This is a genomic window from Bacteroides sp. MSK.20.12 (assembly GCF_019052435.1).
Taxonomy (GTDB): domain Bacteria; phylum Bacteroidota; class Bacteroidia; order Bacteroidales; family Bacteroidaceae; genus Bacteroides; species Bacteroides xylanisolvens.
The window spans coordinates 15,767-35,849 of record NZ_JAHQVH010000016.1; the positions used below are offsets into that span (position 1 = coordinate 15,767).

Below are 20,083 nucleotides of genomic sequence, written 5' to 3' on the forward strand. Positions count from 1 at the left end.
AAGTTTTACAATATGTTTTATTTTACCTTCTCTAAATAAAGCACTCTACTAGAGTAATCATTTTTCTTGTTCCTATCTACGAGATGATTGGCTGGTAACTCCAAGCCATTTGCCATAAGATATGCTCCACTAAAGATTTTTCCTTCAAAATCCAATGGTTGTTTGTCAATCCGGTTTAATTCGCAAATACGATATTCTGCATTGGGAGCTAAACCTGCCATTTTTACACGTGGTAAATGCTGATTGTAAAAGTGCTCTAATTTCCACCAATAGAATACGGCTTTATCTTTTTCCGGTGAAGTATACATTAAGGAAGCAACCCCTAGCTTATCATAAGGTGAAACCAATCGATAAATATCACCCAACTGAACAACCGGACGGATTTCCTTATATTCAGCAATAGCCTTACGACAAAGTTCTTTTTCTTCATCTGTCATGTCTTTAGGTTGGATTTCCATGCCCAAACGTCCGCTCATTGCCACATCAATACGATATTTTAAAGGAATAGTACGGAAAGTTTGATGATTGGGTGCAGCACTTATATGAGAAGCCATCGCAATCGCCGGAAAAAAGTAGGACGTTCCCCATTGCATATATATACGCTGCAAAGCATCTGTATTATCACTCACCCAAAACTCATCAAAATAGGGTAATACCCCATAATTGGCACGGCCACCACCTTGGGCACATGCTTGTATCGTCAAATCGGGATATTTCAGACGGATACGCTGACAAATACTTTCAAAACCACGATGATAAGCTATATACAGATCACTCTGATCCTCTTTATTCAAATAATTGGATCCATGATTCATAATAGACATATTAGCATCCCATTTGATATAATTGATGTCAGGGTGTTTAGCCATCAAATTATCTACTATATGAAAGATAAAATCTTGCACTTCCGGATTAGTCAAGTCGAGTACAACTTGTGTGCCTCCACGTCCCAAAACCAATTCGCGTTCCGGAGCCTTCAATACCCAATCCGGATGCTTTTCATATAATTCACTTCTTGTATTTGCCATTTCCGGTTCAATCCAAATTCCGAATTTTATTCCCCGTTGATGAGCAGCATCAATCAGTCCCTCAATGCCGGAAGGAAGTTTTCTTTTATCTACAACCCAATCTCCCAAGGACGTTTTATCAGTCCGACGGGGATATTTATCACCAAACCAACCGTCATCCATTACAAACAATTCGCCTCCCATAGACGCTATATCCGTCATCATTTGGTTCATCCGCTCCTCATTTATTCCAAAGTATACTCCTTCCCAACTATTCAGCAAAATCTTACGCAACTTTGTTCCATTAGCCAGCTTATGCAATCGGGCCCAACGATGAAAATTACGACTGGTTCCGCTTAATCCTTCATCACTATAAGTCAAAGCTAATTCAGGTGTGCGGAATAATTCGTTTTTTTTCAAACTATAAATTGAATTGTCTTCATTAATCCCTGCATAAAAATGGTGATAATCACTTTCATCTGTGTCAATACGTAATTTATAATTTCCACTATAGCACAAAGCAGCACCTATAACCCGTCCTGCGTTTTCCTGTGGTTGCCCGTCAAGTGAAAACATAACTTCAGCGTGGGCTGTGTGAGAATTACGTACTCCATCTTTATTCTTAATCACCTTCATACCCGGCTCCAATGGTTCCTGCACTAAACGTCCTTCATTTGCCCATGTCCCATATAAGTGTGACAGCCAGACATTTCCTCTACGAACCGGCAAATAGGCAGACGCAAACTGATTGAGTACTACCGCATTTTTTTCCTGATGGCTGATTTCGCTCCAGATCTCAATCATGTCGACATCCTGATAAGCTTTATAGCACATCTTTACATAAAATGGGTAGACTTTATCCTTCAATAAAATTGTAGTCAGCTCTGCTTTGTTCTGCTGTAAAACATCAACTTTTACAACTTTCAATTGAAGAGTCATATTACCATCACTATGCTTCACAGCTAAAGCAGCCTCCGACGGACAATTTAGTCCATAAACAGGATAAGCAAGAAGTTTACTCTTTTCTGTCTCTCCCATAGTATGGACGTCCACCTCCGACAGCTTAGCGCCATAATATACAAACTTCAATTCACCATCTACGGGTGCTGAAAGTAATAGTGAAGTCTTTGGCGTGGATATTAATATGCTCCGGGCAGATAAATAACAGGAAAAACAACACAAACAAATCAATAAAAATAAATTTCTCATTCTATATCAAATAATGAATTACAATTACTTCAGATAATTTTTCAGTTCATCCAGAGAAGAGAACGTTTTTATCCAGTCGACCGTATAAGCAGGAACAGATAATCCCGGCATTTTAAAACGGATTCGGGTAGACCACGGCTTATCAGTAGGCACCATAAAGTCTTTGCCAAACGGCTTCTCTCTTAAGTCATAATACTGTACATCGCCGATCTTCCCGGAACACACATAATAATTATTGCCAAAGTTTCCTTTCTCCGTTTCAAATGTGCAAGTATAAGGTACTCCTTTATCATTCAGCCCTAAATCACTACTGATTTTAATAGCTAATATAGGATATTTCCCCGCATGAAGAGTTGCGATATAACGAGCAAAATCACCTCTGTAAGCTCCGCTGCTCAATGACATGCTTATAACCATCTTGCCATCTTCCACAACAGCGGATGCACCGGCAGTTTCTGATGCCCATCCTTTCAAAGATTTGTCAAAAACATCATCAATCAACCCATTCTTATTTTCCGAAGGAGTAAGTACACCACCTTCATAAAAGAGTAACGAACCGTATCCCAAATGCTCACCACCATTATTTTTGTCACTTTCAGGACGCAATTCTTTCAAAACCTCTTCTGTATAAGGCATTTTTAACCCCTTGCGGATAACATAATGATTATAGACATTCTCAAATATGGGTTTTATTTGAGCACGATTAGCCGTTGATATTACATTCCAACTACAATATTTTCCGGTCACATCCGTCCATGTTTTAAAAGGTACTTCATAGCCCCAATTATATTGAGCCATATACTCAAACCCCTTCAAAAGCGCATTGTCAAATAGTTCATACAGGTCAATACCTTGTTTGTATGCCATTTCACAAGTAGCTGCCATACATCCTAATCCAAATGCCGGATGCGCCTGGTCTCTGCCGCTCTCTTGACATTGCCCTGTGGTGTGGTCTATGTAATTGGTTATTGTTCCATTGTCATGTCCGTTCAAGTAATAATCCAGAGCACGGTTGAATCGTTTTACATCATCAAGAAAAATAGCACATGCCATATATCCTTTATTCACACTCGCTCCCCAGTTTCCATTCGAATACGGCGCCACCGAATAAAAGGTCTTTTCCATTGTAGCAACAAAAACTTCAGACAGCATTTTTCCTATTTTCTGAATGTCCTCACCCGTAATACCGTTTGAATAAGAATACTTCAATATTTCAGCAGCATAGGCAGGGGAAAAGGCAAGGCTGGTATTCAGCGCACAGTCTTGTATATCAGGAATACTTTTAAGCGTTCCGGCATATGCAAGCAGTATTTCTTTGGCTTTTTCAGCATGTGCAACTTCACCTGTAAGTTTCCACATAATAGCATTTTGAACTGCAGCATTAAAATCATTCGTAACTTTAGATCTATTATCTGTCCAAACTCCTTCGTTTCGAGCAGATATATATTCGAACGGCCCATTCATCGTATAATTGGACGAAGCGAGAGCACTCTCCTTTAAACTCTCATAAGAACCATATCCAGGATATTCCCGAGCCTCTATCACTCTTTTCATCCGGGCAAAATCGTCATCAGTATGTACTATACCGGGATGCTTAAACGAAAAATTATTCGGATCGACAGCAATCTGAACCTTGTCATTCTTTTCCGGCACTAATTGAATTCCATTATCACTACATGATGATAAGGAAAACGACAAGCTGGTTAACGTAAATAATAAAAATCTTTTCATGGGTATAAATATTTTAGGGTTAATCATATTACATACTTTCTCATATATTCACGCACTTCCTTACGACTGGTAAGCAAATGGTTTTCAACCGTACGAGGTGAAATATTAAGTTTCTGAGAAATCTCGCGGGAAGACATTCCTTCAAAACGATTCATTACATAAACCGCTCTACGTTGAGGTGGCAACAAACTCAATTTATATTTTTCACGAGACAACAGGTCATCAGCTATCATACGGTTTTCCGCCTCTTCCGTATATCTCTCCATATACTCATACATATAAGAAGAAGCAGCTCTTTCTTTATATAAACGACGCAGATAATCAATAATCAGGTTATGGGAAATTGTGAATATAAATGACTTTATAGTATCTTCGCGGAGCATTTGATCATAATCCATCAAACGCAGAAACACATCTTGTGACAAATCCTCCGCATCTTCTTTATTACCTATCTTATAATAAATATAAAGATTAACTAACCGATGATACTTTACATAAAAATCAGCAATCAACTGGGTAGATGTAATTATTGTGTCTTTCATTCCTCTAATGTTTTTTTGGTGAACTTTATTCTGGAAATCAAATTATCAATATTCCGAACTAAAAAAGTTCAAATCCCATTGATCCATCCATTTTATTTTAAACTTGTTTTCCTCAAACTGAATAGGCAGCCAAATATATCTTCCATCTATCGGATTATTAGGTTTCCACCTATCACCCATATAGATAAATGCATTCTTTTTCCCTTGAACCGGGAGAATGTAGGTACTTTGAGAATAGAACGTTTTTTCCGAGTTCTCACCCACACATGGATTCCCTAATTCAGTCCATGGGCCCCAAATAGAAGGAGCCACTGCACTACGTGCTGCATTAGGGGCCCAGCCGGTACACCCGGAACCCATAAAATAATAAAGACCATCTTTTTTAAACAAAGCCGGTGCCTCCATATACCGTTCTTCAAACACTCTTACGTATTTTCCTGTATAATCCAAATAGTCATCAGTTAGCTCTGCGATATGCAAAGTACGGTTATCTTCTGAAGCAAATATATGATAAGCAACTCCATCATCGTCTACAAATAATTGCTGGTCACGCACCATCTGACCATTATTTAAATCACGCACATATATATGCTTTCCTCCTATTTCATTATTATCTACATTAACAGGAAAACATCCGGGAGTAGCCCGAGTACTACGAATAAAACGATAAGGACCGGTCACTTTATTTGCGATAGCAATACCTGCCCGTGCACTCCTATATCCATTCCCCTTCAGTTCCAGATGAAACCACATGACGAATTTCTTTGTTTTAGAATTATAAATAACTTTAGGGCGTTCAAGAATACATCCTTTTTGAATATCACTATTTATATCATCATCTACTTGCAATGCAATCCCTTCGTCAGTCCAGTTGTACAAGTCTTTAGAAGAATAACAATGTACACCAACCTGTGCCGTATTACCTGTTTTTCCTTCTATTTTATGTTCACCAAACCAATAATAAGTCTTTTTATAAATCAACATTCCACCACCATGTGCATTTATATGCACACCATTATTATCTTTCCACAATTGCCCGGGAGAAAAACATTGATAATTTTGTGCTTTCATTGAAAAGACACTGCATAGTAATATACAAAATACTAAAACCTTCATCTATTCTAAGTATTAAATGATTTTTCAATTCTGTTCCGTTTCTTTCTCCAGTACTCTGAATTCATTATCATTTCCAGAAAAAGAATTTGTTTTTATCTAAACTCCATGATGCAAATATAGAATCGAAAAAATTAAAAATACAGCCTTCCTATCTCACAAATATTTCACTCTATAAAGCAGAACACAAACCAGAGGCAATACACTGATAAACAATAAATTAGACATAGTAAACCCAGAGTCTCAAATTATTATATGAGACTCTATAAGAAGAGAAAAGTAAAAAAAAAGGAGAAAAAGGAGCTAAATCTTAGCATCTTCCTGCAGCTTAATATACTCTGCAGGAGTTATACCATTTGCTTTTTTAAAATAACGGAAAAAAGAAGTTCTCGAACTGAATCCACACGATTCCATTAAAGCATTCAGTGTATATTTGGCATGTTCGCCTTTGCTCACTAAACGTTTAAATTCTGCAATGCGATAATCATTAATATAGTTATAGTAATTTTGTTTCAAATACTGATTAAACAGATACGACAAAGTATTAGAAGAGACTCCCATAATAGAAGCCAAATCTGCAATTTTCAAATCCGGATTTGTATATGGCTTGTTTTCCCGCATTACCTTCTCCAATTTTTCAAACAAGTCCTTACACTCTTCAACAGAGAAATTACTAGTCTTATATTTTTCTTCTATCAGCAAGTCTGCATCTTCTTGCCTATTCAGCATTTCTACTCCTCCCGATATAGCAGTTTTCATTTTCTCTTTTTTCTTCATCCAAGCATAATAAGCAAATGAAAGTAACAGCATAATAGAGAGTAGGATAATCCCCACAGTTTTTAAAGAAACTGGTGAAGACAAATGAATATGCAAACATGTTTCAGAACCAGCATCTCCGGCACGACGCACTTTGAATGTATAGTTGCCCGAGGACAAATCATAAAAAGTCATTTCGGACTTTCCTGTAAGAACTTTCCAACTTTTATCTACACCTTCCATCCGGCATTCATAGGACATATAATCAGGATTCGTAAACACAAGTCCGGAAAAACAAATTGTCACATTATTCTGAGACGCATCTAATGAGACTTCATATATTCCATCTTTGTTTTTAATAATCGGAGCATCTATCTGTTCCCCATTCGCGCGAATAGCAGAGATGACTGTTGAATAATCCAACTTATATTTTTTATTTTCCCAATCAGCGGGCAAACTAATCAGCCCTCGTGCATTTCCAAACCATATACTGCCATCCTCATCTATCACCGGAGCACAAGCTAAAAAAACAGGACTAGGAATCCCGTCTGCAAAATTATAGGGAATGAAAGTATCTTCTTTGTCATATCGATACAACCCGTTATTTGTTCCTATCCACAGCCACCCTTGCTTATCTTCTATCACAAACATGGCATCTTTTCCTTCCAAAAGGGTATTAGGTTGTACCCTTCGAAAACGCTCCATAGATAAATCTGATATGAATATGTTCCCTTTGTATGGCAAAAAATAAAGTTCATGCTTCGAATCTTCATACATTCCGCAAATTTTCTCTTCATGTACAAATTCGTCAGGAAAAACACCTGTCCTTTTTATAGAATCAGAAAGAGGATCCCATATGCAAATTCCTTTTTCCGTGCATATCCATCCTTTATGAGTAGAATCAAAATAGATTACATAAATATTTCCTTCCGGCAAATGAGAGTTACTGCTGGAAAAATGCTTCATTTGCTTTCCATCTTTATAACGATAAATCCCTGCCGACGTTCCAATCCATAGGTTATCATCCTTATCAGCATTCATACAGAATATATGCCCGTTCACAAAAGGTATCGGCTGTTCCGGTGCAAAATCTCTTATTTCTTTCGTATGCAAATCAAACACGTACATTCCACCACCATACGTCCCAATATACACTTTACCTTGCAATACATAACTACAAGCTATTATACTGGAACGCAATTGCGGAGAGGTAAATCTTGTCACACAGTTTTCATTTTCATTTATATAAAACAGCCCGTTACGGGAACCTATTAATTTCTCGTCCTTACCTATATATATAGTACGGATCGGTATATCTTTTGAGGTAAAGTACGGAGTACTATAAACCGAGAATAATCCACTTTGGTAAACCGTATAGTCTAATCCTAATTGGCACAATCCGACCCATATTATCCCTTCACGGTCTACCAATAGTGAATAAACAGAGTTGGAACGTAATCCTTTTCCATTCTCCGGGTCATAACAGAAGGAACGGACAACCTTATTTTTTTTTGTAGAAACAAAATGCACGCCATTCCCATCAGTCCCCACATAAAGGATATCCTTCCCATCACAAGATAAAGCTCTAATCACATTACATCCCAAACTAAGGTAGTGCTGAAACTTACGTGTATGCATATCAAAACTCAAGAGCCCATGTTCCATTGTTCCCAAATACAATGTAGAATCTATACATGTAATATTCCGATATGAAAAGTCAGCTTCGCTTTCTACTAAATTATTTGCATAATGAGTAATTTGCCTGTTATCCAATCCCATAGAATACAGACCATTCTTGGTTATTAGCCACAATATTTCCCCTTTCAGATATAGTCCTATTATAAAGTTAGCGGAAGAGAAAATATTTGTATCTAACAAAATAGTTTCTATTTTTCCATCTTTCAGTATATGAAGACCGGTTTCACTACCAATATATAAAGTGTTCTGATTATCTTTTATAACAGAACGAACTCCATTTTTTATTATCTCCGGAGCCACTCGTTCTACCCTATCCTGCCCTATTTGCCAAAACCCGCCATCAGTTCCTACCCATAACTGATTTCCTGTTGTCTCAACAATAGCATTCACCCATTTCATTCTTTCACTGGAAGCATATATTGGATAATGTTTAAGATGTACTCCATCAAAACGCTCCACCGAAGTAGCCGTCCCTATCCACAGATACCCACAAGAATCTTTATAAAGGGCACCGATCACCAAATCCGAAAGTCCTTCTGCTCCTGATAGTCCACGAAACACATTGGACTGAGCATAAATCGAAATACTAAATATTGATACTAAAAGGTAACCTATCAATCTATTTTTCATAGTCTTTACTTTATAATCATTGCATCGGGAAAACAAAGATAGCAAAAAACAGATATTCAGTTATCTTATAATACTTGTTTTTGTTTTTCCAAGAGTATTATTATTGGGATTACCACACCTAATACTCAATTCTAGTACAGTTATAAATCAAAAGTACTGCTTCTTCTCCCCTTATCTATTAATAGAAAAGTTGCTGTCTATTAGATGCAAATTTCCTTTAGTCTAACAGCAAAGTTGTATTTGCCTAATTACAAACTATAAACGCAAGCTTTGATTATATAAATGCAAGTTCCGTTTTTATAATCAAAGCTTTCGTTTATAAAAACGGAACTTGCATTTATAGTTTAATATTAACCAAAAACAAGTTTGCCGCTAATGAAGAAGAAGTTTATTCTTAATGCAAAAGAAGTTATCTATTAACTAATTGGAAGTAAAGTGGTATTGGACAAGGAAGGAGTCAGGCAGGACAGGGATTCCGGAACAGCGATACCTTTCTAAAAGAGGAAGAAATAAAGATAGTCCTTCAAATTAGCGCGTAAAGCCTTCAATGCCTTACCGATATGATAATCGACACCTTTGACGCTGATATTCAACGTATCGGCTATTTCTTTTATAGATTTGTTCTCATAGCGGCTCATTCTGAAAACATTCCGGGTTTGTAGCGGCAATGTATCCAATGTTCTGTTGACAATCCTGTTAATCTCTTCCGAGAAAATATCCGTCGGATTGCAGGCGTCCAAAGAAGAGATGCGGAAGTCAAGCTCATAGAGTTCGTCATTCAGGATATTCTCACGAGCTTCCATCCGCAGATGTTCGTTTCGCAGATGATTCAACGATTGGTTCTTTACTACGGTCATCAAGAAAGCACGGATATTATCCACTTCTTCCGTTTTCATCGTAGTCCATAAGGTAATCATCGCTTCGGAAGCTATATCTTTCGACAGCATTTCATCATGGAGATAGGATTTGGCGAATAGAAAGCAACGTTGATAATACTCTGAATAGATATTATCAAATGTCATATTGGAGTCTGTGACGTTACCCGGCTTTCTCATTTATCAGATTCTTATTGGTGAAGCAAAGATAAACCAAAAAAGTTATCTTCCAAAAATCAACTATAAAAACTAAAAGACACCCCATATCAAACTTCCGGTTTTCCACTGCCCTTGAAATATTTTCGTCTTATCTACTATACACTTCCGCTTTTTTTCGTACTTTTACCCCTTGTTGGGAAGAAGTGCCTTTCCAACCCTTGAGAACAGAAAAAGAAAAAACAATATATAAAATGAATCACAAATGGAATTATCGACCCATTACACCCGAACAGGCAGAGATAAGCCAGACATTGGCCCAGGAATTAGGGATTAGCCCGATTCTTGGACAACTTTTGGTACAGCGGGGAATTACGAAGGCAGCAGATGCCAAGAAGTTTTTCCGCCCGCAGTTGCCCGACCTGCACGATCCGTTCCTGATGAAGGATATGGATATTGCAGTAGAACGTCTGAACAGGGCGATGGGAAAGAAAGAACGTATTCTAATTTATGGAGATTATGACGTAGACGGTACTACTGCCGTGGCATTGGTCTACAAGTTTATTCAACAGTTCTATTCGAACCTTGATTACTACATACCCGACCGATACAACGAAGGGTATGGCATTTCTAAAAAAGGAGTGGACTACGCCGCTGAAACCGGTGTAGGACTGATTATTGTACTCGATTGCGGAATAAAAGCAGTAGAGGAAATCACGTATGCCAAAGAAAAAGGGATTGACTTTATCATCTGCGACCATCACGTGCCGGATGATATTCTCCCGCCTGCCGTAGCTATATTGAACGCCAAACGCCTGGACAATACGTACCCGTACACCCACCTTTCCGGTTGTGGAGTCGGTTTCAAGTTTATGCAGGCGTTCGCCATTAGTAACGGTATCGAATTCCATCATCTGATTCCGTTGCTCGACATCGTAGCCGTGAGTATCGCATCGGACATCGTTCCGATTATGGGTGAAAACCGTATTCTCGCCTACCACGGTCTGAAACAACTGAACAGTAACCCGAGTATCGGTATGAAGGCCATTATCAATGTATGCGGACTTTCTGAAAAAGAAATCACTGTCAGCGATATTGTGTTTAAAATCGGACCGCGCATCAATGCGTCGGGACGTATCCAGAACGGAAAAGAAGCAGTAGACCTGCTGACGGAAAAAGACTTCTCGGTGGCACTTGAGAAAGCCGGACAAATCAACCAGTACAACGAAACCCGGAAAGACCTCGACAAGAGTATGACGGAGGAAGCAAACAACATCGTTGCCAATCTGGAAGGATTAGCCGACCGCCGCTCTATTGTGCTCTACAACGAAGAATGGCACAAAGGAGTAATCGGTATCGTAGCTTCCCGCCTGACGGAAGTGTACTACCGCCCTGCCGTGGTACTGACACGGACAGATGACATGGCGACAGGCTCCGCACGTTCTGTTTCCGGCTTCGATGTATATAAAGCAATCGAGCATTGCCGCGACCTGCTGGAAAACTTCGGAGGACATACATACGCCGCCGGACTATCAATGAAAGTGGAGAATGTGGATGCTTTTACCAAACGGTTCGAAGACTACGTTTCACAGCATATCCTGCCGGAACAAACCAGTGCCGTCATCGAGATTGATGCTGAAATCGACTTCAGGGATATTTCGTCCAAATTCTTCAACGACCTGAAGAAGTTTAATCCTTTCGGCCCCGACAACACGAAACCCATTTTCTGTACTCATCACGTCTATGATTATGGAACGAGTAAAGTAGTGGGACGCGACCAGGAACATATCAAGCTCGAACTGGTTGATAATAAATCGAATAATGTAATGAACGGTATTGCGTTCGGACAGAGTTCGCACGTGCGCTATATCAAAACGAAACGTTCGTTCGACATCTGTTACACCATTGAAGAAAACACGCATAAGCGTGGCGAAGTTCAACTTCAAATCGAGGATATAAAGCCGATTGAATAAGTATCAGGAGATATTAAAACAATATTGGGGATATGACTCCTTCCGCGACTTGCAGGAGGAGATCATCACCAGTATCGGCGAAGGCAAAGATACACTGGGGCTCATGCCTACCGGAGGCGGTAAGTCCATCACCTTTCAAGTGCCTGCTCTCGCCCAGGAAGGAATTTGCATTGTCATTACTCCGCTCATCGCCCTGATGAAAGACCAGGTGCAGAATCTCCGCAAACGTGGCATCAAAGCCCTTGCCGTATACTCCGGCATGACGCGGCAGGAAATTCTCACTGCACTTGAAAACTGCATCTTCGGTGATTACAAATTCCTTTATATTTCTCCGGAACGTCTGGACACGGACATATTCCGCACCAAACTGCGGTCGATGAAAGTCTCTATGATTACGGTTGACGAAAGTCACTGTATCTCACAATGGGGATATGACTTCCGCCCCGCTTACCTGAAAATTGCCGAAATACGGGCGCTGTTACCGGGAATTCCGGTATTGGCACTGACCGCCACCGCCACTCCGGAAGTGGTGAAAGATATTCAAGCTCGCTTGGATTTCCGTGAAGAGAATGTTTTCCGCATGAGTTTCGAGCGGAAAAACCTGGCGTATATGGTACGGCAAACGGATAACAAGACTCAAGAACTGTTGCATATCTTACGAAAGGTACCGGGCAGCGCCATTATCTATGTCCGCAACAGACGACGGACCAAAGAAATCACCGAATTACTGGTAAATGAAGATATCACCGCCGACTTTTATCACGCCGGACTGGATAATGCCGTAAAGGACCTCCGTCAAAAACGCTGGCAAAGCGGAGAAGTTCGCGTGATGGTAGCTACCAATGCCTTTGGCATGGGGATCGATAAGCCTGATGTGCGTATCGTATTACATCTTGACCTCCCTGATTCTCTCGAAGCCTACTTTCAGGAAGCCGGACGTGCAGGAAGAGACGGTGAGAAAGCGTATGCCGTAATCTTATATACTAAAACGGACAGAACGACGTTACACAGGCGTGTAGTGGATACTTTTCCCGATAAAGAATATATCCTCAATGTGTACGAGCATCTGCAATATTACTATCAGATGGCAATGGGCGACGGTTTCCAATGTGTACGTGAATTTAACCTGGAAGAGTTTTGCCGGAAGTTCAAATACTTCCCGGTTCCGGTAGACAGTGCGCTGAAGATACTGACTCAAGCAGGTTATCTGGAATATACGGACGAACAGGACAACGCTTCCCGTATTCTTTTTACGATTCGCCGGGACGAACTGTACAAACTGCGGGAAATGGGAACGGAAGCGGAAGCTCTGATACAGATGATTCTCCGTTCGTACACCGGAGTGTTTACCGATTATGCCTATATCAGCGAAGCCACCCTGTCCGTACGTACCGGACTGACCCGTGAACAGATTTATAACATATTGGTCACGCTTACCAAACGTCGCATCGTGGATTATATTCCGCACAAAAAGACTCCTTATATTATATATACGCGCGAACGGCAGGAACTTCGTTTTGTGCACATCCCCCCTGCTGTCTACGAAGAGCGTAAAGCTCGGTATGAAGCTCGCATCAAGGCGATGGAAGAATATGTCATTTCGGAGAATGTGTGCCGAAGCCGGATGCTGCTCCGCTACTTCGGAGAGAAAAACGAGCATAACTGCGGACAATGTGATGTTTGCCTTAGTCACCGTGCAACAGATACGCTGACCGGGGAGTCTCTTGAAGAACTGAAAAAGAAAATAGCAGAATTACTTGCCCAAAAACCGCATACGCCGGCAGAAATAGCCGAGAAAATAGAAGCGGAGAAAGAGAGAGTCAGTGAAGTCATCCAATATTTATTGGAGGAAGGTGAATGGAAGATGCAGGATGGAATGATACATATTTCAAAATAAGTTACTACCTTTGCAAGGTAACTCAAAAATAACACAGTCATGCCGAACTTTTTTAAATCTTTCTTCTCCGGTAAGTCGGAAACTCCGGAAAGTGAAAAACAGAAAAACGATCAGAAAAATTTCGAGATTTTCAAATATGACGGTTTACGTGCGCAACGCATGGGACGTCCGGATTATGCAGTAAAATGTTTTACAGAAGCTCTTGCCATCCAGAAAGAGTTTGAAACAATGGGTTATCTTAGCCAACTCTACATTCAAATGGGAGAAACGGCAAAAGCCCGCGAACTGTTGGAAAAAATGGCTGCCATGGAACCTCATCTCACGAGTACTTTCCTGACACTGGCAAATGTATGCTTTATCCAGGAAGATTATCAGGCCATGGAAGAGGCTGCCAATAAAGCAATTGCCATTGAGGAAGGAAATGCCGTAGCTCATTATCTGCTAGGAAAAGCCCGTAAGGGACAAAACGACGACCTAATGACCATTGCCCATCTCACCAAAGCGATCACTTTGAAAGACGATTTCATCGAAGCCCGCCTGCTACGTGCAGAAGCTTTGCTGAACCTGAAACAGTATAAAGAAATGATGGAGGATATAGACGCTGTACTTGCTCAAAATCCGGAGGAAGAAACTGCCATGCTCCTGCGTGGAAAAGTGAAAGAATCCAACGGTCAGGGCGAAGAAGCGGAAGAGGATTACAAACTGGTGACGGAAATAAACCCGTTCAACGAACAGGCTTACCTTTACTTAGGACAACTTTATATCAATCAGAAGAAGCTGACGGAAGCCATCGGACTGTTTGATGAAGCCATCGAACTGAATCCGAACTTTGCAGAGGCCTACAAAGAACGCGGACGTGCTAAATTGCTGAATGGTGATAAGGATGGTTCTGTAGAGGACATGAAGAAGTCTTTGGAACTGAATCCGAAGGAGGAAGCTGGTCTGAATGGAGAATTCAAAAACTTGGGACCGAAACCGGAGGCACTGCCGGGAATCTTTTAAAATAAGACCGAAAGCCTATCATTATATAGTGTAGGAACTATCAGAAACGACGGATTGATATCAGCTTGATAAGCTGAAAGTCTTCCATTATATAGTGTAGAAACTATCAGGACGGATTGACATCAACATTGATAAGGCTGAAAGCCTTCCATTATATAGCGTAGAAACTATCAGGACGGATTGATATCAGCATTGATAAGGCTGAAAGCCTTCCATTATATAGCGTAGAAACTATCAGGACGGATTGATATCAACATTGATAAGGCTGAAAGCCTTCCATTATATAGCGTAGAAACTATCAGGACAGATTGACATCAACATTGATAAGGCTGAAAGCCTTCCATTATATAGCGTAGGGCATCGCCCTACGTATTTATAAAACCCAAATACAAGCCCTGAAAGGGCGGAACATGAACTAACTATATGCCACAATCCCTATCAAAGAACTATATTCATCTGACTTTCAGCACTAAATACAGGAAGGACAGTATAAACGAGGATAAATTATCAGAAATATCCAAATACATCTCCGGCATTCTGAAAAACATAGACTGCCCACCTATCATAGTAGGCGGATTTACCAATCATATACATATCCTATGTATTCTCAACAAAAACATCGCATTATCCAAAATGGTAGAAGAAGTAAAACGTAGTTCGTCAAAATGGATAAAAAGTTTAGGACCCTCATATCATGATTTCTCCTGGCAAGAAGGATATGGAGCTTTCTCAGTCAGTCAATCAAAAGTTGAGACTGTAACTCGATATATTCTGGGACAAAAAGAGCATCACAAAAAAATGACCTTCCAAGATGAACTGAAAATGTTTCTAAAAGAATATCAGGTTGAATATAATGAAGAGTTTATATAGAATCATACTATGAAAGACGTAAACGTCCAAGTAGTCCCGCCCTTTCAGGGCTTATGTTAGGTGTATGCTTTTACGTAGGGCGATGCCCTACGCTATATAATAGAAGGCTTTCAGCCTTAATGAAAGAAAAGGCTACACGCAAACCAGAGAAAGACGACATGTAAAGCTCAAAACAGAATAACCTTTTCATTTGTTTTTGATGAAAAAACAAAAAAAATATCGTTTTTTGTTTGCATCTAACAGAAAATTATTACTTTTGCCCCAGAATTAGAAACCAAAGCAAAAAACAAAGATTCGAATGAAATCATTTACTTATGCATATTACTTCTTTTTTTACTTTTACTTTAGCAACAAAGTAGAGCGGGAGTTTGTATGTATCAAGTGACAGTGATGCTTAAGGACTGAATAGAGAAATCAATCATATGAATCCCGCTCCAATATGGACGCGGGATTTTTTTTATATAATACATTAGAACAATGAAAAAGATAGCAATTCAAGGAACACTCGGCTCATATCATGATATCGCCGCACACAAGTACTTCGAGGGAGAAGAAATAGAGTTAATCTGTTGTGCCAACTTCGAAGACGTGTTTACTTCGATACGAAAAGACAGCCAGGTTATCGGAATGCTAGCCATCGAGAATACGATTGCGGGAAGCTTGCTGCACAACAATGAGTTGCTGCGACAAAGCGGCACACAAATCATTGGTGAATACAAACTGCGTATCTCGCACAGCTTTGTCTGTCTCCCTGATGAGAGTTGGGAAGACCTGACTGAAGTCAACTCCCACCCTATCGCCCTGATGCAATGTCGCGAATTTCTGAATCAGCACCCACAGTTGAAAGTAGTGGAAGGTGAAGATACTGCCCGCAGCGCGGAAATCATCAAGAATGAAAGTCTGAAAGGCCATGCCGCTATCTGCTCCAAAGCAGCAGCCGAACGTTACGGCATGAAAATTCTTCAGGAAGGCATTGAAACGAACAAACACAACTTCACCCGTTTTCTGGTAGTTGCCGATCCCTGGCAAGTGGACGAACTCCGCCAACATCATGTCAACGCAACCAACAAAGCGAGTATGGTATTCACTCTTCCGCACACAGAAGGTAGTCTGTCACAGGTTTTGTCTATTCTATCGTTCTATAATATCAATCTGACAAAAATCCAATCGTTGCCAATCATCGGACGGGAATGGGAATACCAATTTTACGTAGATGTAGCTTTCAACGATTATCTAAGATACAAGCAATCTATTGCCGCAATCACTCCATTAACCAAAGAACTTAAATTATTAGGCGAATATGCAGAAGGAAAGTCAAACGTATAAAATCGCTCCTGCCGACAGATTGGCAAGTGTTAGCGAATACTACTTCTCAAAGAAACTTAAAGAGGTAGCACAGATGAATGCTGAAGGAAAAGATGTCATCAGCCTCGGTATCGGAAGCCCCGATATGCCTCCTTCAAGGGAAACCATCGAAACATTGTGCAACAATGCTCATGATCCCAACGGACACGGTTATCAACCGTATGTAGGTATCCCCGAACTGCGCAAAGGTTTCGCCAATTGGTATCAACGCTGGTACGGAGTGGAACTGAATCCGAATACGGAAATACAACCATTGATCGGTTCGAAAGAAGGAATCCTCCATGTTACGCTGGCATTTGTCAATCCGGGTGAGCAGGTGTTAGTCCCGAATCCGGGATACCCCACCTATACTTCTTTAAGTAAAATACTTGGCGCGGAAGTTATCAACTATGACCTGAAAGAAGAAGACGGTTGGATGCCCGACTTTGAGGCACTGGAAAAGATGGATCTTAGTCGTGTAAAACTGATGTGGACCAACTACCCGAATATGCCGACAGGAGCCAATGCTACTCCGGAAATCTATGAGCGTCTTGTTGATTTTGCCCGCCGAAAGAATATCGTGATTGTGAACGACAATCCGTACAGCTTTATCCTAAACGATAAGCCTATCAGTATTCTAAGTGTGCCGGGAGCCAAAGACTGTTGCATCGAGTTCAACTCTATGAGCAAGAGTCACAATATGCCCGGCTGGCGTATCGGTATGTTGGCATCGAACGCAGAATTCGTGCAATGGATATTGAAAGTGAAAAGTAATATCGACAGCGGTATGTTCCGTGCCATGCAACTGGCTGCAGCAACTGCTCTTGAAGCAGAAGCAGACTGGTATGAAGGCAATAACGAAAACTATCGCAACCGTCGTCACCTCGCCGGTGAGATTATGAAAACATTGGGATGCACCTACGACGAAAAGCAAGTAGGAATGTTCCTTTGGGGAAAGATTCCCGCTTCCTGCAAGGATGTAGAGGAACTGACGGAAAAGGTGCTGCATGAAGCAAGAGTGTTTATCACTCCGGGATTTATTTTCGGCAGTAACGGAGCAAGATATATTCGTATCTCTCTTTGTTGCAAAGACAATAAACTGGCGGAAGCACTGGAAAGAATAAAAAGAATATAGGTTTCTGTTGTTCTCTCTTCAAAGAAAAAGAGAAGAAAACAGCAGCATAATAAGACAGAATAATTTCAACGAAAACAAGTTATTAAAAGAATAAAAACAAATAAGAATATGGAACTCGAATCAATTTTATTACCGGGCATTGAAGCTAAAAGACCGATTGTCATTGCCGGCCCTTGTAGCGCAGAAACTGAAGAACAAGTAATGGATACAGCCAAACAACTGGCTGCAAAAGGACAGAAAATATATCGTGCCGGCATCTGGAAACCGCGTACCAAACCGGGAGGTTTCGAAGGTATCGGCGTAGAAGGTCTTGCCTGGTTGAAAGAGGTAAAGAAAGAAACAGGAATGTATGTTTCTACGGAAGTAGCAACAGCCAAACATGTTTACGAATGTCTGAAAGCGGGAATCGATATTCTTTGGGTAGGCGCACGTACCACTGCCAATCCTTTCGCCGTACAGGAAATCGCTGATGCGCTGAAAGGTGTTGATATCCCTGTATTGGTTAAGAACCCGGTGAACCCGGATCTCGAATTATGGATCGGAGCACTGGAACGTATCAACAACGCTGGTTTGAAACGTCTGGGTGCTATCCATCGTGGTTTCAGCAGCTATGACAAGAAAATCTACCGTAATCTTCCCCAATGGCATATTCCTATCGAACTGCGCCGCCGTATCCCTAATCTTCCGATTTTCTGTGATCCGAGCCATATCGGTGGAAAACGTGAATTAGTAGCTCCGCTTTGCCAACAGGCGATGGACTTGAACTTCGACGGTCTGATCGTAGAAAGCCACTGTAACCCTGACTGCGCTTGGAGCGATGCTTCCCAACAAGTTACTCCGGACGTACTCGACTATATCCTCAATCTGCTGGTGATCCGTACTGAAACGCAATCTACCGAAAGTCTGGCACAACTCCGTAAACAAATTGACGAATGTGACGACAATATCATTCAGGAACTATCAAAAAGAATGCGCGTAGCCCGCGAAATCGGTACTTACAAAAAAGAGCATGGAATCACCGTTCTTCAAGCCGGACGTTACAATGAAATCTTGGAAAAACGTGGCGCGCAGGGCGAACAGTGTGGTATGGACAGCGAGTTTATGAAGAAAATTTTCGAAGCCATCCACGAAGAATCGGTTCGTCAACAGATGGAAATTATTAATAAATAAAAAGCAGTCTCTCCACTAACCCTCTTCCAAAGAGAGGAAAGAAAGTAACCTCCTGTTCATATTGATAAGAGTAACTTTCAGTCTGTTCTCCTTGGGAGAGGGTTAGGGAAAGGATTTTTAAATAAACATTATGAGAATATTAATCCTTGGAGCCGGCAAAATGGGCTCTTTCTTTACTGATATATTAAGCTTTCAACATGAAACGGCCGTGTTCGACGTCAACCCGCACCAGTTGCGTTTTGTCTATAACACGTATCGTTTCACCACATTGGAGGAGATTAAGGACTTTGAACCGGAACTGGTTATTAACGCCGTTACAGTGAAGTACACGCTGGATGCCTTTCATAAAGTATTGCCTGTGTTACCGAAAGACTGTATCATTAGTGACATTGCCTCTGTAAAAACAGGACTGAAGAAGTTTTATGAAGAAAGCGGTTTCCGTTATGTCTCCAGCCACCCGATGTTTGGCCCTACTTTTGCTAGTCTTAGTAATCTAAGCAGCGAAAATGCCATCATCATCAGTGAAGGAGACCACCTGGGAAAAATATTCTTCAAAGATCTCTATCAGACATTGCGTTTGAACATCTTCGAATATACGTTCGACGAACACGACGAAACAGTAGCTTACTCGCTTTCTATTCCGTTCGTATCGACTTTTGTATTTGCTGCCGTAATGAAACATCAGGAAGCTCCGGGAACTACGTTCAAGAAGCACATGGCAATTGCCAAAGGCCTATTAAGCGAAGACGACTACCTGCTTCAGGAAATCCTGTTCAACCCACGCACTCCGGGACAGGTAGCCAATATCCGCACGGAGTTGAAAAATCTTCTCGAAATTATTGAGAACAAAGATGCAGAAGGAATGAAAAAGTATCTGACTAAGATTCGGGAGAAGATTAAATAATCCATTATATAGAGAGGGATCAGGGGAAATAATAATCTTCCGTGTGCCTCTCCGGTTACAGAACCATCCCT

General features: G+C 40.7%; 14 protein-coding genes. 8 read left to right on the forward strand and 6 right to left on the reverse strand.

What is annotated here, in order from left to right; all coding sequences use genetic code 11:
* Nucleotides 1–17: 17 nt before the first annotated feature.
* The 6 genes from KTR06_RS10365 to KTR06_RS10390 form a co-directional block, all read right to left on the reverse strand.
* Nucleotides 18–2,216, reverse strand: a complete 2,199-nt coding sequence (locus KTR06_RS10365; protein ID WP_217290325.1) for an alpha-galactosidase — start codon at nucleotides 2,214–2,216, stop codon at nucleotides 18–20.
* A gap of 24 nt (nucleotides 2,217–2,240) precedes the next feature.
* Complete coding sequence (locus tag KTR06_RS10370) at nucleotides 2,241–3,947, reverse strand: DUF4979 domain-containing protein (protein ID WP_217290326.1); 1,707 nt, start codon at nucleotides 3,945–3,947, stop codon at nucleotides 2,241–2,243.
* Between the two features lie 23 nt (nucleotides 3,948–3,970).
* Nucleotides 3,971–4,489, reverse strand: coding sequence for a sigma-70 family RNA polymerase sigma factor (locus KTR06_RS10375; RefSeq protein WP_217290327.1), 519 nt, complete (start codon nucleotides 4,487–4,489; stop codon nucleotides 3,971–3,973).
* Nucleotides 4,490–4,534: 45 nt separating this feature from the next.
* Nucleotides 4,535–5,560, reverse strand: coding sequence for a glycoside hydrolase family 43 protein (locus tag KTR06_RS10380; protein WP_371745215.1), 1,026 nt, complete (start codon nucleotides 5,558–5,560; stop codon nucleotides 4,535–4,537).
* Nucleotides 5,561–5,905: 345 nt separating this feature from the next.
* Nucleotides 5,906–8,686, reverse strand: coding sequence for a two-component regulator propeller domain-containing protein (locus KTR06_RS10385; RefSeq protein WP_217290329.1), 2,781 nt, complete (start codon nucleotides 8,684–8,686; stop codon nucleotides 5,906–5,908).
* Nucleotides 8,687–9,180: 494 nt separating this feature from the next.
* Complete coding sequence (locus tag KTR06_RS10390; protein WP_217290342.1) at nucleotides 9,181–9,708, reverse strand: RNA polymerase sigma-70 factor; 528 nt, start codon at nucleotides 9,706–9,708, stop codon at nucleotides 9,181–9,183.
* A gap of 263 nt (nucleotides 9,709–9,971) precedes the next feature.
* On the opposite strand from KTR06_RS10390, the gene recJ reads away from it, so the two are divergent.
* The 8 genes from recJ (at nucleotide 9,972) to KTR06_RS10430 (ending at nucleotide 20,012) form a co-directional block, all read left to right on the forward strand.
* Nucleotides 9,972–11,690 (forward strand): single-stranded-DNA-specific exonuclease RecJ, encoded by a 1,719-nt coding sequence (gene recJ, locus KTR06_RS10395; RefSeq protein WP_217290330.1) that lies wholly within the window; start codon nucleotides 9,972–9,974, stop codon nucleotides 11,688–11,690.
* On the forward strand, nucleotides 11,683–13,587 hold the full coding sequence (locus tag KTR06_RS10400; protein ID WP_004311061.1) for an ATP-dependent DNA helicase RecQ: 1,905 nt from the start codon (nucleotides 11,683–11,685) through the stop codon (nucleotides 13,585–13,587). Before recJ ends, KTR06_RS10400 begins: the two co-directional genes overlap by 8 nt.
* Before the next feature lie 39 nt (nucleotides 13,588–13,626).
* The gene (locus tag KTR06_RS10405) at nucleotides 13,627–14,589 is read left to right on the forward strand and encodes a tetratricopeptide repeat protein (protein WP_004314619.1); all 963 of its coding nucleotides are present in this window, start codon (nucleotides 13,627–13,629) and stop codon (nucleotides 14,587–14,589) included.
* A gap of 423 nt (nucleotides 14,590–15,012) precedes the next feature.
* The gene (locus KTR06_RS10410; protein WP_004307855.1) at nucleotides 15,013–15,459 is read left to right on the forward strand and encodes a transposase; all 447 of its coding nucleotides are present in this window, start codon (nucleotides 15,013–15,015) and stop codon (nucleotides 15,457–15,459) included.
* A gap of 477 nt (nucleotides 15,460–15,936) precedes the next feature.
* On the forward strand, nucleotides 15,937–16,785 hold the full coding sequence (locus tag KTR06_RS10415) for a prephenate dehydratase (protein WP_004307854.1): 849 nt from the start codon (nucleotides 15,937–15,939) through the stop codon (nucleotides 16,783–16,785).
* The gene (locus KTR06_RS10420; RefSeq protein ID WP_004307853.1) at nucleotides 16,760–17,938 is read left to right on the forward strand and encodes a pyridoxal phosphate-dependent aminotransferase; all 1,179 of its coding nucleotides are present in this window, start codon (nucleotides 16,760–16,762) and stop codon (nucleotides 17,936–17,938) included. The genes KTR06_RS10415 and KTR06_RS10420 overlap by 26 nt, the downstream gene beginning before the upstream one ends.
* Before the next feature lie 108 nt (nucleotides 17,939–18,046).
* Complete coding sequence (locus KTR06_RS10425) at nucleotides 18,047–19,108, forward strand: bifunctional 3-deoxy-7-phosphoheptulonate synthase/chorismate mutase type II (protein WP_004307852.1); 1,062 nt, start codon at nucleotides 18,047–18,049, stop codon at nucleotides 19,106–19,108.
* A 130-nt stretch (nucleotides 19,109–19,238) separates the two neighbouring features.
* Nucleotides 19,239–20,012, forward strand: a complete 774-nt coding sequence (locus KTR06_RS10430) for a prephenate dehydrogenase/arogenate dehydrogenase family protein (RefSeq protein WP_004307851.1) — start codon at nucleotides 19,239–19,241, stop codon at nucleotides 20,010–20,012.
* Nucleotides 20,013–20,083: the final 71 nt, after the last annotated feature.